Raw genomic sequence first — 15,641 nt, 5'->3', positions numbered from 1 at the left:
GTAAGTTATAAAAAACCACATAAAGGAATGATGCTATGACCGCGAAAACGCTGATTTTCAACTTTGATGGCACAGGTAGTGAGCCACGTGATGCTGAGCAGTTCAGCTCTGCGCATTTTAAGGAAGATGCAAGCATTTCGAATATTCTCAAACTTCATTTATTAATGGGTGGCCAATTAAATAACGAGCCCGTTACTCCTTTTACTAATCAACTTAGCTTCTATTACCAAGGTATTGGAACTCAAGGAAGTCGTTTAAAGCGATTCCTCAATCAATCTTTCGCACCACGCGATGACGATGTTGCCAGTATTTTAAATCATGCTATAAATGATTTTAAGCGCTACTACAAAACTGGCGATACATTGTTACTCACTGGCTTTAGTCGCGGCGCTGCGTTAGCACGACGTTTTGCAAAGTGCTTAGAGCCGCTCATAGATAATAACGTTTATTTATGCGTATTTGATACTGTGGCATCCATTGGTTTATCCAAAGTCACCAAGGCCACCCGAGGCGCTGAGCATGTTATTTTTGAAAACCATACTTTAGCGACCAACATAAATCAGGCTCTGCATTGTGTGGCACTGGATGAAAAGCGTCGAGCTTTTGAGCCTACCCTTATAAATCATCAAAACAATGTACATGAAATATGGTTTGCAGGCGCACATTCCGATATCGGTGGTGGCTATTATCGAGATGGGCTGGCGGATATTTGCTTACGCTTTGCAATGGAGTGGTTACTTGAACTGCCTGTGGCTTTATCCTTTTTAACTAGTCAAGCAATCGAGTATTCATCGTTATTTCCTGCGGATCAAAACAGTTTTATCGCCCAAGATGATATGACCATCACCCCAGATCCTCTCGCGTTAAGCCATCAACAGAATTATTTTTGGTTTAATCCTTTATTTAAACTGATTGATCGTGAATGTACCGTGCTGGTTGATGACGAACAAAGTAAGCTGTTACCCATTATCCACCACAGTGTTGCTACACGTATCAATCAATTAACCAGTTATCGTCCCGAGTCTTTAAAAAACCTTAGTTATCAACTGCTGTATGCAGATCAAACTACGTTTAGTTTTAACGGTTTGTCTGCCCATATAGCTTTAAAAAATCAAAACATGTCAGTGTTACAAATTGGCCAAAGCCAAGATGTGTTGGTTTATGCCGCAGAGCAATACAATGCAACAGGACTAATGCTTGAACAAGGAGCTACTTATCGCTTTAGCCCTTACCCAGAACAACTTTGGTATGACGATGGCGTAAAATGTGGGCCACAAGGTTGGCACCGAGATAACCTACAGTTGGGTGTAAAAGAGATCCCCATGGCATTGCTCGAACCCTTTCGTCGTTTACCACATGCAAACTGGTTTGCCTTAATTGGTGCTATTGCCCATAGCGATAATGATGCTTTTGAGATTGCCGATGGGGGTGAATTTAAAATGACTCACTCAGGAGAATTTACGCCTTTTGCAAATGATTTGGTGCGTTTTTATGGCGCTAATGCTGGGCGTATAAAAATAAACGTGACCCGCCTTGGTTAATTGCATTATTAATAGGCCGTGCTAACGGCCTATTGGTAACATTAAACTATCACTATTTTGCACTTAAAGCGGCTTCAGCTTCAGCCAACATAGCAAACTCTTCATCGGCACTGTGTGCGACTAAGTGCTTACTACTGTATGCAAAGTAATAAATCGCTCCGATCACAAATAGCACCACAGTAAACAAGAATGCACGAGGATCAAACGCGTATACCCCAGTTAAAGCCACCAAAGATAAGACCAGCGCAATTGCTGAGGTTATCATGCCACCTGGCGTTTTATAAGGTCGTGCGAGTTCAGGCTGTTTAATACGCAGTAAAATATGGCTCAATGCCATCAATGCATACGAAACCGTAGCGCCTACCACGGCCATCGCCAGCATTAAATCACCTTCACCACTTAATGATGCTAAGAAGCCAAAAATACCCGGCACGATTAAGGCACGTGCCGGCACTTTTCGTGAAGTTGTAACCGACAAACTTTTTGGAAAGTAGCCCGCTCTAGAGAGCGCAAACACTAACCGACTATACCCATAGATAATCGAGAAAAACGACGCCACTAAACCCGCTAAACCTAATATATTAACGAGTGTTGCTAAGCTTGCATTCCCTGTTACGTTTAGCGCATCAACTAACGGCACGGCACTAGACCCCATTGCGCTGGCACCACCGGCACCAGGGATCAATACTACGACTAACAAAGCAGTAAACAATAAAAACAACATTGCACCTATAATTCCTTTTGGCACGTCTTTAGCTGGATCTTTGGCTTCTTCTGCCGCTAATGGTACGCCTTCAACGGCTAAAAATAACCACATTGCAAACGGCAATGCAGCCCACACGCCATACCAACCAAAGGGCAAAAACTCGGAGGCTCCAGCAGCATCGGTGATGGCAATATCAAACAATCGCGACACATCAAAATGTGTAAATAATGCGATCGCAGTGGCTATAATGGCAAAAACCGCTAAGCCACTTATCACCATCATCACTTTTAATGCTTCACCCACTCCCGCTAAATGAATACTGATAAACACAATATAGAACAGCGCATACACCCAAGGACCATTAAAACCCAGTAGCGCTTCGACCGCCGAGCCAATAAAAATAACAATCGCAGCGGGTGCTAATGCATACTCGATTAACACGGCCAAGCCGGTCAAATAACCACCAGCAGGGCCCATTGCCTGACGCGCAAAACTATAGCCACCACCCGATGCCGGAATGGCCGCCGACATTTCTGCTAATGACAAAACCAAAGTTAAATACATCACCGCCATTAATACTGTGGCGACAGCAAAGCCGCCCCAACCAGCTTCTGCAATACCAAAGTTCCAACCCGCAAAATCCCCAGAAATAACATACGACACTCCTAATCCCGCCAATAAAATCCATCCCGCGGAGCCTCGTTTTAACTGTCTTTTTGCAAGGTACTCTTTATTATCTGACATTATCTTCTCCTGCTATTTATTGTTGTAATTACATTATGTTTTCGTTGTTGATTATTCTGATAGTAAAAAGTTTGTTGTTTGCGTTTGATGCTCTATCACATCGTCTTGACTGCGATCTTTTAACCCCACCCCTGACAGGTTTAAACGTTTCGCTTCTTGTAAAAGATATAAAGTTCGTTGTGCTGCATCCTGATATGACAGCCCAGCAGGACGAATATTAGAGATACAATTACGACAAGCATCATTCAGCCCTGTTTTTGGCTGCCAAGTTAAATACAGCCCTAAACTATCTGGAGAACTTAGCCCTGGCCGTTCACCAATTAATACCAGCACCACCTTGGCATTAAGGAGCTCACCTATGTCGTCGCCTATCGCCACTCTACCTTGCTCAACTAAGCTGATCGGTGCCAAACGCCATGGCTCTGGTTGTTCACGCAGTATCGTCAGTAACTGAACAAGAAAAGGATGGGCATTTTTTTGTACTGCTAAAGACGATAAACCATCAACAATAACGATTGCGATATCATGGTGTAACTCAGTGGCTATAGCCGCTTTCCTCATATAGTTGCTTAGCTGATCGCGCGATGCTTGATCTAGTTTTCGACCTAAATCAGGGCGTTGTAAATAATGATTGCGATCCACGGCTTGACTATGTAAATGCAGTGGTGATGCGCAAAAATCCTCTAGCTGTTCACTTAACGCAGCTAAATCCAATGGAAAATTAACCGCATCTCGTGCTTGCGCATGGGAGAGTTGAAACGCCAACATTTCAGCCGTCGAAAGACTGATCCCAGCGCGCCCTAAACCAATGCGTGCATCGGTAAAGCTGCGTAGTTGCCGCCAAGGGTTATGCACCACTTTGCCATTATCTTGATGTTGTTGCTGTATTTGCTGTGCCGTTTTGGGAGATGAGTTTTTCATGGCTGTCCACCACCTAAAGCTTTCAAAGAACGCGCAAATTGTGACGGTAACGTGTCAGACAAAATATGCTGCTGGGTATCTGTCATAATGTTCATTTTTGCCAGCCAAAGTTCGAATTCAGGTGCTGGACGCAAACCTAATACCCGCCTTGCATACAGAGCATCATGAAATGAGGTGGTTTGATAGTTAAGCATAATATCGTCAGATCCGGGGATCCCCATTACAAACGAACACCCCGCTACACCGAGTAAGGTCAGTAAGTTGTCCATATCATTTTGATCTGCCTCAGCATGGTTGGTGTAGCACACATCACAGCCCATAGGCACACCCAGTAATTTGGCACAAAAATGGTCTTCAAGCCCTGCTCGAGTAATTTCTTTGCCATCAAATAGATATTCCGGGCCAATAAAACCCACTACGGTATTGACCAGTAACGGTTTGAATTTTCGCGCTACGGCATAAGCACGGGTTTCACACGTTTGTTGATCAAGCCCATGGTGGGCATTTGCTGATAGCGAGCTGCCCTGCCCCGTTTCAAAATACATCACATTATTGCCTACTGTTCCGCGTTTTAAACTTTGTGCTGCATCTTGCGCCTCAGCAAGTGTATTTAAATTAAAACCAAAACTTGAGTTAGTCGCCTCAGTCCCCCCTATAGACTGAAACACTAAGTCAACCGGCGCACCGGCCTCAATACATTCAATGGTGTTAGTTACATGCGTGAGAACACAGCTTTGAGTCGGGATCTGGTATTTTTCAATCACATCATCCATTAACCGCATTAATTTAATCGCTTGTGCAACATTATCAGTGGCGGGGTTAATACCAATTACGGCATCGCCACTGCCATACAGCAGCCCATCTAAAATACTCGCGGCAATGCCATTTACATTATCTGTTGGATGATTAGGCTGTAAGCGTGTTGATAAGTGGCCAGGTAAGCCAATGGTATTTCTAAATGCAGTCGTAACATGGCACTTTTTGGCAACTAAGATCAGATCTTGATTACGCATTATTTTACTAACAGCAGCAGCCATTTCGGGGGTAATACCCGCTCTGATTGTCGCTAAAACATGGCTTGTTGCGTGATCACTCAGCAGCCAATTACGAAAATCACCTACCGTTAAATGTGCGATTGCTGCAAATGCGTTAGTGTCATGTTCATCTATTATTAGCCGAGTAATTTCATCGTCTTCATAAGGGATCAAGGCATCGTTCAAGAATGTTTTTAAAGGGACTTCTGCCAGCGTCATTTGTGCCACGGCTCGCTCTTCGGCAGAACTGGCAATAACACCTGCCAAGCTATCACCAGAGCGCTGCGGGGTCGCTTTAGCCATTAACTGTGCGAGATTGTTAAACTGGTAGGTTTTACTTCCTAACGTGTATCGATACGATTTACTCATAAACTTACCTTGCTGACAAAATGTGTGTTAAAAAGGATAGGCACAGCTATTGCTTTTACTACAATAAAAAACAATAAATAAAGCAATAAACAGTACAACGATTCTTTTAAGGTAGCTTATAGCGTACCAAGCAACTATCAAGTTTTGGCAAATGTTACTTAAACAATAAAAATCATATAGTTAAAATTAAAAATCGGACAACTACTGTTTACTTGTAATAATTAGCCTGAGGTGTAATACGCAACTATGCAACATAATTTACCGACAAATGCACCAAGTAAGTGCACTTTAGCTACAACCGATGTGGACCAGCAGGCGGGAAACCTAACAAACTGGCAACAAAAATATGATCAAGTCAGTGATGGCCGCTTTTATGGCTGTATTGATGAAGTGGCTTATGATGGTTTGCAAGTGTTTAAAGAGTATACACAGTGCGCATTACGACAACAGTGTAAAGTATGGCCAAATGCGTTATGGCTTGGCATTCCGGTAAACGCACTAAACAGTAAAATTAACGGTCTCACCATCGCTGATAATCAATTAATGTGCCGCCCAAGTGATTGCAACTTTGAGCTGATCACCCCTGCGCAATTTAATATTTATGGCATGGTGATCAATCAAGATACCCTTCATCAAATTGCTCAGCAACAAGGGTTGTCGCTTCAGGGCATTTGTGAGCATGGATCACCGCGTATTACAACATCACCACAAGCACTGCAACGTGCTCGTGAATGCATTGAACAAATCATTTATGCTAATGGCGGTGGAGCAAGTGCGGCTTTACAACACGATATTTTATTAAATTTAGTGCTGCACTTACTGCAATCACAACTCCCCCAGCAAAAAGTAACCCCAAGTTATAAACACCGTAAAAACGTTGTTGATAAAGCGAAAGAATTTATTCACGATCACCCAGACAACATAGTGACTATCACCCAATTATGTGAGTTTACCTACGTTTGTCGACGGACTTTACAATACAGCTTTGAAAGTATTTTAGGCATCAATCCGCTGCGTTTTTTACGCATGACCCGGCTTAACCAAATACGCCGTGAACTCAGTGATCCGCAACAAAATAAACACATTTCAATGATTGCCGCCAATTGGGGCTTTTGGCATCCGGGCCAGTTTGCTAAAGACTATAAACAACTATTTGGTGAAAACCCTTCAGACACAGTAAAACGTGCGCAGCTTTAGTGGTATCAATTATAGCCAGTTAATTAATAGGTATAGCTGGCAATTATTTGCTTGATATTCGATTGCATATCAATGATCGCTGCATTAATTGAGCGCACATTGTCCATCGTGACCGTTTTTTTACTGAGCATAAAATGGATTGGATTATCATGAATAACATAAGGATGCAGTGTAATACCGGGGATTTTTTCTTGGCTTATGAGGTATAACCCAGATATTTCATCATCGATCATAAAATCGACGCGTTTAGCTTTTAACATATATAGCCGGTGCTTGAGCAAAGGTACTCGTACAAGTAAATCTTTATTGTTTGTGACTTTGCTTAGCTGCTCAAATTCTTTACCATAATAACCACCATTATTTACGGCTATTGTTTTTTGTTGCGCCAACAGGCTGGCTAAATCGTGTGTTAGGTACTTAGCATCTTCATACCAGAACAGCCGCATTTTCTCACGTCTATATGGGGTTGAAAAGTGACTATATTGGGCACGTTGTTGATTGAAACTCGCAGCAGTTAATATATCCACGCGGCCTTTTTCAAGCTCGACCAAACCGCGCTTTGATGACGGTAAAGACACAAACTGACTACAGAATCCAGCATGCGTTAACACCAAACGGCTGATCTCTACATCTATTCCTGTAAGAGCCTGCTCACCATCAAAGACAAACGGTGGCCAAGGTAACACCACCCCTACTTGCAGAGTTTTTTCGCAGCCGCTACTAATTGGACTCAACAATATCAAAAATAAGTAAATGTATTTAATAACTACAGCCTAGTAAAATTATAGACGCTTTGTACAGTATGGTGCATCTGACTCGAAATACAAAAAAAGCAGCCCGAAAGCTGCTTTATGTGAGTAAATTACACTTTAATTTATTACCTAAAAGTAGGCTTGATTAATAGGCTAATTAAAGTAATTTCCATACGTCTGCTACGCCGGGCTCATTTCCTTGAGTCCACCACTTCGCTTGGTATTTGTTACCACCATAAGAAACTTGGTCACCGCTATTGTAAGTTGCTGATGACTGCCAAATCAGAGCACCTGTATCATCTGTTGGTTGCGTAATTGCTTCCCAAACGCCACCTAAGTCAGGACGATTACCTTGAGTCCACCATTTAGCTTTGTATGTTACGCCGTTATAAACAACAGTATCGCCACCAACATATACCTTACTGGCACCCCACGTATCACCTGTAGGAGGCGTTGTATCGGTGTTAGTTACCGTTACAGTAAAGCTTTGAGTGGTAGCAACTTGGCCGTCACTTACTGCCACAGATACTGTTAAGTTTGTATCTGCAGCTACTGCGCCGGCCGTAAGATTAACACTGGCACCACTGCCAACTAATGTAAGACCTGCAGGGACATACCATGTATAAGTCAGTGCGTCGTTTTGCGGATCAGAGGCAACAACCGTTACTGCTGCAGAAGCGCCTTCTTCAATAGTGATATCAGCAATCGCATCAACTGTCGGTGCAGTGTTGTCACCAGTTGTTGGCGCGATGACATTAACCAAAACACTTTGGCTTACCGTTGCTTTGCCATCAGTTACACTGACGGTTGCGGTAAACTGGCTGTCTTGGGTTACGTTAGGTGCAGTAATTGCCAATGTGCTTGTTGCACTGCCAGATACTGTTAACTCAGGTGATGCAGTCCAACTAAACGTCAGTGGATCATTATCGGCATCTGTTGCTGAAGCACTGACAGAAACACTTTCGCCAGCGTTCACGGTTAAAGTGCTTGATACTGATAACACTGGTTTTTTATTACTTGGTGGTGTAACAACTCCGCCTAAGCCATCGTGCATAGCATTGAGAATATCGCCATTATCTGCATCAATTTCCCATGCAAATAACCCACCTAAGTTATATTGATTAACATAAGCACCTTTAGCTATCACTGACTCACGGCTATCATAAGTGATTAGTTTACCTGTGGCGCGATTCCACACATACGCCGCTTGCGCTTGGTCATCGTAGCCTACTTCAAAGCCATTAACACCAGTACCTGCAGCACCAATCATATGAGTTTTGATGCCTTTATAATCAATAACGCCATCTTCCCACACGCCTTGTGCTGTTGAGCCTTTTAATGGACCGGAGCCTGTTGCTGTCATAGGGTTACCATCAATAGTGGTGCCTGTTGGATAAACACCTTCCCAACCACGGCCATACATAGCAGTACCAACAACAATTTTTTTCGAGTTTACATTTTGTGCTAATAATAACTGTACTGCGTTATCTGTTGTATAAGCAGGGCCTTTACGTGGCTCACCGTTTTCATCTACGCCCGTACCATTACATTGCCCTACGCTCATATGCTCACCACAATAAAGCGCAGTTTGATGGCCAGTTACGCCACTCCATGCCCCATAAAAGTCATAAGTCATAGCGAAGATATAATCCATGTATTGGCTAGCGGCTTGGTAGTCAACGTCTTCAATTTTATCGTAACCAGCGCCAATTGCTGACGTAAGCTCATAAGTACGGCCTGTTTCAGCTTCAAGCTTATCAAGCATAGCGCGCAGCTCTTGCATTAACGCAACGTATGCAGGACCATCATTTATCGGATCGCCAATATCTGGGTTAGGGCCGTCACCACCAGGAAATTCCCAGTCAATATCAACACCATCGTAAAACTTCCAGGTTCTTAAAAACTCTTCCATTGATGTTACAAAGGTGTCGCGGTTAGCTTTATTAGTAAAACCACCAAATGGATCAGAAAGCGTCCAGCCACCTACTGATGGTAAGATTTTAAGATCGGGGTAACGTTGCTTAAGTGCCATTAACTGTGAATACGTACCACGGATTGGATCTTTTGCATCCACACCTGGTAATGCTTTTTGTACAGCAGCCCATGGATCGTGGATAACCACTTCATAATCAGCAGAGCCAGCACAGGCTGTTTCAAGTGCTTGTTTAGGACTGCCAGTTAGTGATGCATTTTCACCACAAATTGGAATGAAGCCATATAAAATGTGACTTAAGTTTTGTGCTGGAATATTTGTTACATCATAATCACGACCGTAAATACCCCACTCAACAAAATACGCACCGGTCACTAACCCTGCTTTGGTACCAATATCACGATTATTAGGATCAACATCCATCGGCAATGGCGCTAAGTGCCCGCCGTCGGTATCTGCAATTACGATTGGCTTACCGGCACTGCGTGCGCAAGTAGTACCGACTTCGCATAGTTCTACATACAATGTATGGCGACCAGCTTTGTCATAAGGGAAAGAAATAGTTCCGCTCTTAGAACCTGCAGAAAGTGTGCCTTCATTTACCAACATATCATCAAAGTAAACTTTGTAGCTGTCACCACCGTCACCGCTCCATGCACTCCATTGAATATTGATGCTCACCTGCTCCACACGGGTAACAAGTTGCTTATAAGAACCGTTACCTTCTAAGTTCACTTCAACAAACGAATATTGTTGCGGTTCCCAATTAATACTTGGTGTAGACGGTGCTGCAAAGGCTGTACTTGCAAATAGAGCAACGCCAATGGCTGCTGTTAACTGTTTAATATTCATATTTCTCTCTTATCCATTATTAATTTAATTATTTAATAAGTTTGAACTACAAAACTTAGGCTTCTTATTAAAGTTTGGTCCATACATTGGCTTGTCCAGGTGTATCACCTTGAGTCCACCACTTAGCGCTATAGCGCTGTCCTTGATAGGTTACTTCAGCGCCACTTTGATAGGCTTTACTTGCATTCCAATCGTTATTCACATCCGATTGTGAATCGCTTTGCCATGCATTAGAGCTATCAGGTTGCTGACCCTGACTCCACCATTTCGCGGTATAAACAACTCCTTGAAAACTGGCTTTGTCACCGGCTTGATAAACTGCACTACTACTCCAAGCTACAACATCAGGATCAGTGATAACGCTGTCATTTACGGTGACTTTAAAACTAGTTTGAGTACTTAATTGACCATCCGAAACCGACACTGACACGGTATAATCTGTGCTTGTTGATACCTCTGGCGCACTAATCACCACGTTTGCGTCACCACCGGTAAAGCTCAGTGGTGCTGGCACTAACCAGCTGTAGCTCAATTGCGTTTGTTCATCATCAAAAGCATGAAGGTGTAAGGCTGTGCTGGTGTTTTCATCGACAACTAAATCATCTGGCGTATGTACAATTGGCGCAGTATTAGTGGGAGCGCTTTGCACGCTTAAGCTATAAGTGTAATTTTCATTACTGCTATACACTTGATTAGTCAGTACATCAGTACTGTTATAAACCACGTCACCGGCTTGATTTTGCACGCCAATTTGTACTAAGTGGGCATAATCTAAGTTCAGTTGTTGTGCCAGTGCTTGCTGCCAACTCACTTGATTCGCAGCGGTCACTTTTAATTGCTGATTGATAACCTCTTGGCCATTTTCATCAAATAAACGTGCCCAAACAGTGTCACCAGCAATGGCACTTTGTCCTTGACGAACAAAGTAACCAACACTTGACCAAACACTCGGATCCGTCGGCCCTGCGTCTGTCACAATATTGATATCGCTACAGTTATAGAAACCTTCCCCCACCACATCAATACGTTGCCAACGGCTATATAAAATAGCATCGCCGCTGCGCCCTTGTGGAATAGCAACATTCATTTCGTAATAACGCTTTCCATCGGTATCTTTGATAACGTCAATATTTTCATGTTGTTGAACTAGCTCTAAGTCAGCCCACGTCAATACATCTGTTGCTGCATTAAAGCTTGGTTTAGTTAAATAAAACTGCCAAAAACTGGGATTATGCGGCGTTGCTGCTAAGTAACGAATTTGAATTTCACCATTGGCATTAGGCACCACATCACTGCGTTGCCAATGCGGCGAAGGTAAATCCATACCACGCTTTGCGTTGTCACCACCGGCACATAACGACCCATTTGGTACCTTAGCCTCTACCGCAGCTTGATTTAAGTAGTCCGGTGTATTAACTGAAAACTCAATATCTTGTACAAATTGCACTGTACCCGACTCTAAAAATGCGGCACGACAAGCAAGGTTTGGAATATTAGTGCCATCTTCTGGCCACCAATACCCACCATCGGCTTGGCAAAAAGCTTGCCGCGCTTTTGGGCTATCCATATAACCATGGGCGTTCACTTGCGCTGGCATAATTGTTAGTAATACGCTGCTTGCCACTGCCGAGAGTGATAAAGTTTTAAATTTAATAGCTTTCATTGTTTTGTCCTTGAAAAGCTGAAATTTTGGGACAAGCAAACTTGCCCCTATTATTTACTTACAGACTACAACTTTTAGTCCAGTCAGCTGTTGCTCCTGGTTCAGAACTTGTCCACCACTTCGCTTTATAAACGGCACTGTTATGAACCATTAAGTCACCGCCTGCGGCATGGCTTGGATTGCCTGCCCAGTCTTTTTGAGGGAAGTTTGGATATACAGGGATTGAGCTCACAGCCACACCTTCACACATACCAGATGTATCGCCACCACCATTACCAGGATCCGTGGTGTCGCCGCCACCGGTAGTCCCATCAGGCAATTGTGGGAATTCAAATTTGAACGCGTAAACTTTGCCATCTTTTTCTATAGTAAAGTTACTAGGACCGGTAATTGGCATGTAATACATAACTTGCGCATTGACTGTTTTGCCACCACTGAAGTCTTTCGGTTGACCGCCCCATTCATTGTTCAGAGTGATTGAAAAACGGTGGAATTCATTTTCATACCCACCAATGTTGTTACCTGCGGCATTTGAGCCATTTACTTCAACTGCCATGCCCAATTTTTCTTGTGCGTTCCAGTTAGATTTAAAAATAGCCGATGTTGATACAGGTACATCAAACGAAATTTTCGCACCGCTTAGATCAATATTGGAGTTATTAGTGAACGCAAATGTTGGGCTAATTGGGTAGTTATCATCACCAATTGGGAAGTCTTTTGCTGCAAACGTTACATCTACCGCTTCAGTTGGTACAACAAAGTTTGGATTACCTGGATGAGTGTCGTACGCCACACCACTTTGGTTAAACTTGTCATAAGCCAAAGTTGTTAAGGTAGAACCCATGAAGTATTCACCTTTTGCTGAGTCAAAATCATAATCACCAGCAAGTTCCCAGAACATGATACCGCCAAGGCCATTGTTAATTACGTAATCAACTTTAGCTGCCATAGACTGCTCATCTTCAATAGATAGGAATACTTTTTTCTCTGAGTTCCATAACCAAGGTGCAACAGCAACGCTGTCATAGTGACGTGTATAAGTACCCGTTAATTGATCATCAACATCAGTCTCTGGTGTTAAGCCATACACACCTAAGTACGAACCAACAATGCCGTTCTCAAGATTTTTAACATGCCACAACGGGTTAGAACCTGCTGGCATTTCTTGTCCTGCATCGTTCTTATCATGCCAAAGATTATCAATGCCTAATGCGCCATTACCACACTTGTTCTTTTCACCAACGCCGGTACCTGTTGCGCAATCTGCTTGATTAGGTAGTGCAGATTGCCCCCACAGCCCATTAGTACCCCCGCTGACATCTTTAAAACCTCGGGTGTAGTAAGGAATACCAATATTGATACGTCCTGCCGATACTGCACCACGAAAATAACGTACCGCCCAATCAGTATTTAAATAACCAATCCCTTCAAACTCAGCTGTTGAGTAAACCCCCCATTGCGCTAGTTCAGAATCAATACCGGTATCAAACAAGGCCGCATTGTGGCCAACATGCGAGTTCCATGCACCGTGAAGGTCATAAGACATGATGTTAACGTAATCGAGGTATTTAACCGCTTGGAATGTTTCCATACCACGTAGTAAATAACCTGAAGAAGGCGATGCAATTGTTAGTAAATAATGTTTACCCGCTTTTTCACCAGCACGGTCTAGCTCTTCGCGCAGCTTTTTCATTAGTACTTGGTAAGATGCATTTAAACCTGCACGACATGCATTTGAAATTGGGAAATCATCAGGATGACCTGAATCTTTCATTGATGATGGGTATTCATAATCAATATCAACACCATCAAAACCATATTTTTCAATGAACTCGACTGAGCTTTTTGCAAAGGCATCAATACCCGCTTGATTAACTGAACCATCTGCATTGGTCGTCATGGTATAAAAACCACCACTTTCAACGCGGCCCGTTTCATCAAAGAAACCACCCGTTTCAGCCCAACCACCTACAGATACTAATGTTTTAACGTGTGGGTGTTGTTTTTTGAATTTGTTTAAAAGATTAAAGTGACCTTTATACGAGAAGCTTGGGTCCATTTCGGCACCTACCACTCCTGGCCATTCCATATTTGTAGCTGGATTACCTGCAGCATTTGGATCGCCAATCGATACTTTATTATTGGCATCAACATGGGCAAACGCATAGTTGATATGAGTTATCTTATCCCATGGAATATCATTTACTAAATAGCTCGGTTGGCCATTTGCGCCATTGCGCCAACTGGTAAAGTAACCAATTACACGACGCGGATGATCAACACCCATTATCTCACGACCATCTGCATCATACACAGTACAATACGGCGTATTTACACCTGGTGTTTGATATAACCCCTGCGGATGACAATCAGTTCCAGTCACTGGTCCGGTATTTTCTTCAACAACAGTAAGCAGCTTTGTTACTTGGGCTGTTGCGCCTTCGTTATCAGTTACCGTTAACGTAAAGGTTGCCTGACCAAGCGCTGTTGCTTGCCAAGCATAACTGCTTGATGCCGTACTTGCTTGGTGCACATCAGCACCATTAACCGCAAAGTTAAGTGCCGTTACTTGACCATCACTGTCAGTACCAGCAAGCGCAAACACCACTTGTGAGCCAACCGTTAATTCTGTTGGTAAACTGCTGAAACTAATTGTTGCCACCGGTGCTTGATTAACCGGCTCCACGATCTCAGTAACACTGATCGTATTGATCACTTGCGTAGATTGCGCGCCATCGTCATCGGTTGCCACAGCACTCACTTGATGTGTGCCGACAACTGCAGGCCAATTAGTACTAAACGGTGCGCTACTATCAGTTGCGATTAATGCACCATCAACAAAAAACTCAACTTTTGTCACAGAGCCATCGTCATCGGTTGCTTGCGCAGTCATGACAACGCTGTCTTTATCAGCAAATTGAGAATTGTTTGCGGGGGTTAATACTGTAATATTTGGCGCCTGACTTTCTGTGACAGCGCTGTCACACAAACCCAAAAGTTTCCAATCTTGCCAGTCACCAGCATTTTCAACTGGATTTGACTGTGTCCACCATTTTGCCTCATACGCATTATCTTGTGCGTGTACTTGGCTGCCACCGCTGTGAGTTTGACCCGTTTGCCATTGTGTTAATACACTACAGTCAACTGCTGCATGCGTACTTAAGCCTACAAAACTAAGCGATACCGCACTTAGCTTAAAAGCATTTTTTATTGTCATTTGTGAGCTCATAGCTCCTCCGCCCAGGGTTAAATATAACATTAAATTTACAACTCAGTTTAAAAACTACCACAGTTAACTCATACGTCAACTTAATTTGGATATATGATGTATATAAAACAGCCGCTTTATTAATAAAAAAAGACCATAAAATATATTTTTTATCGTTATTTAGAACTAAATTAGAGCCATCCCGTTTAAAGAAAGGGTAATTTCGCATACAGAATATGAATACAAGGTTAATTTATGGTTAAGTTTTATTTGCGAGTATCTTCGCGGGCTCTAGCAAGTTTTACGAAAACGTAAATGAGAGTGGGAATAGATATAAACAATAAGGTGGTAGACTATATAACCAAAAAACCTCGCTTAGAAAAAAATTATCTAAGCGAGGTTTTTAAAAAAATGTCGGAGCTTGCTATTTTTTGTAAAAAATAGCATTTAAATAAAAGCCCTATTTGATCACAACGTCATTAAGCGGCGATTAAATAGGACTCTTGTCCTGCGTGTTTTTTGTTGCGTTTGTAAGCGCCTTTGCCTTTTTTAGCAGCTACAATTTGTGGCTTAAAAATTTTCGATGTCACTAATGCCGCTAATGCATTATCGCGAATAACACCCCGACCTGTATCTACTGATGTTGTAGATTTAGTCACTTTAGAACGACGTTTACTCATTTATTTTTCCTCTTTAAAAGTTTTGCGATTGTATGCTTGAT

The 15,641-nt window shown here is 42.7% G+C and carries 10 protein-coding genes; 2 read left to right on the top strand and 8 right to left on the bottom strand.

Annotated elements, in window-relative coordinates:
• Positions 1–35 precede the first annotated feature (35 nt).
• Positions 36–1,541, top strand: a complete 1,506-nt coding sequence (locus tag H5187_RS10005) for a DUF2235 domain-containing protein (RefSeq protein WP_182718245.1) — start codon at positions 36–38, stop codon at positions 1,539–1,541.
• 52 nt (positions 1,542–1,593) lie between these two features.
• Here H5187_RS10005 and eat read toward each other — a convergent pair whose 3' ends face one another.
• From eat to H5187_RS09990, 3 genes are read right to left on the bottom strand one after another with little or no spacing between them, the layout of a single operon-like run.
• Positions 1,594–2,991 (bottom strand): ethanolamine permease, encoded by a 1,398-nt coding sequence (gene eat, locus H5187_RS10000; protein WP_218939782.1) that lies wholly within the window; start codon positions 2,989–2,991, stop codon positions 1,594–1,596.
• Between the two features lie 51 nt (positions 2,992–3,042).
• The gene (gene eutC / locus H5187_RS09995; protein ID WP_182797817.1) at positions 3,043–3,912 is read right to left on the bottom strand and encodes an ethanolamine ammonia-lyase subunit EutC; all 870 of its coding nucleotides are present in this window, start codon (positions 3,910–3,912) and stop codon (positions 3,043–3,045) included.
• Positions 3,909–5,315 (bottom strand): ethanolamine ammonia-lyase subunit EutB, encoded by a 1,407-nt coding sequence (locus tag H5187_RS09990; RefSeq protein ID WP_182718243.1) that lies wholly within the window; start codon positions 5,313–5,315, stop codon positions 3,909–3,911. Before H5187_RS09990 ends, eutC begins: the two co-directional genes overlap by 4 nt.
• Before the next feature lie 246 nt (positions 5,316–5,561).
• Between H5187_RS09990 and H5187_RS09985 the strand changes: the two genes are divergently transcribed.
• Positions 5,562–6,512 (top strand): helix-turn-helix domain-containing protein, encoded by a 951-nt coding sequence (locus H5187_RS09985; protein ID WP_182739988.1) that lies wholly within the window; start codon positions 5,562–5,564, stop codon positions 6,510–6,512.
• Positions 6,513–6,535: 23 nt separating this feature from the next.
• Here H5187_RS09985 and H5187_RS09980 read toward each other — a convergent pair whose 3' ends face one another.
• The 5 genes from H5187_RS09980 to arfA form a co-directional block, all read right to left on the bottom strand.
• Positions 6,536–7,246, bottom strand: coding sequence for an ABC transporter substrate-binding protein (locus tag H5187_RS09980; RefSeq protein ID WP_182718241.1), 711 nt, complete (start codon positions 7,244–7,246; stop codon positions 6,536–6,538).
• Positions 7,247–7,421: 175 nt separating this feature from the next.
• The gene (locus tag H5187_RS09975; RefSeq protein ID WP_182797816.1) at positions 7,422–10,049 is read right to left on the bottom strand and encodes a glycosyl hydrolase family 18 protein; all 2,628 of its coding nucleotides are present in this window, start codon (positions 10,047–10,049) and stop codon (positions 7,422–7,424) included.
• 67 nt (positions 10,050–10,116) lie between these two features.
• A complete protein-coding gene (locus tag H5187_RS09970) occupies positions 10,117–11,712 on the bottom strand; it encodes a lytic polysaccharide monooxygenase (protein WP_182794383.1) in 1,596 nt (531 codons plus the stop codon).
• A 58-nt stretch (positions 11,713–11,770) separates the two neighbouring features.
• Positions 11,771–14,941 carry a glycosyl hydrolase family 18 protein gene (locus tag H5187_RS09965; RefSeq protein ID WP_182794384.1) on the bottom strand — a complete coding sequence of 1,057 codons (3,171 nt, stop codon included), beginning with the start codon at positions 14,939–14,941 and terminating at the stop codon, positions 11,771–11,773.
• Between the two features lie 458 nt (positions 14,942–15,399).
• Positions 15,400–15,600, bottom strand: a complete 201-nt coding sequence (gene arfA / locus H5187_RS09960) for an alternative ribosome rescue factor ArfA (protein WP_149981958.1) — start codon at positions 15,598–15,600, stop codon at positions 15,400–15,402.
• Positions 15,601–15,641 lie beyond the last annotated feature (41 nt).

The organism is Pseudoalteromonas sp. SG44-1 (assembly GCF_014164315.1).
Classification (GTDB): domain Bacteria; phylum Pseudomonadota; class Gammaproteobacteria; order Enterobacterales; family Alteromonadaceae; genus Pseudoalteromonas; species Pseudoalteromonas rhizosphaerae.
The sequence above is the reverse complement of the archived record's forward strand: the minus strand, read 5'-3'. Positions and strand labels throughout refer to the sequence as shown.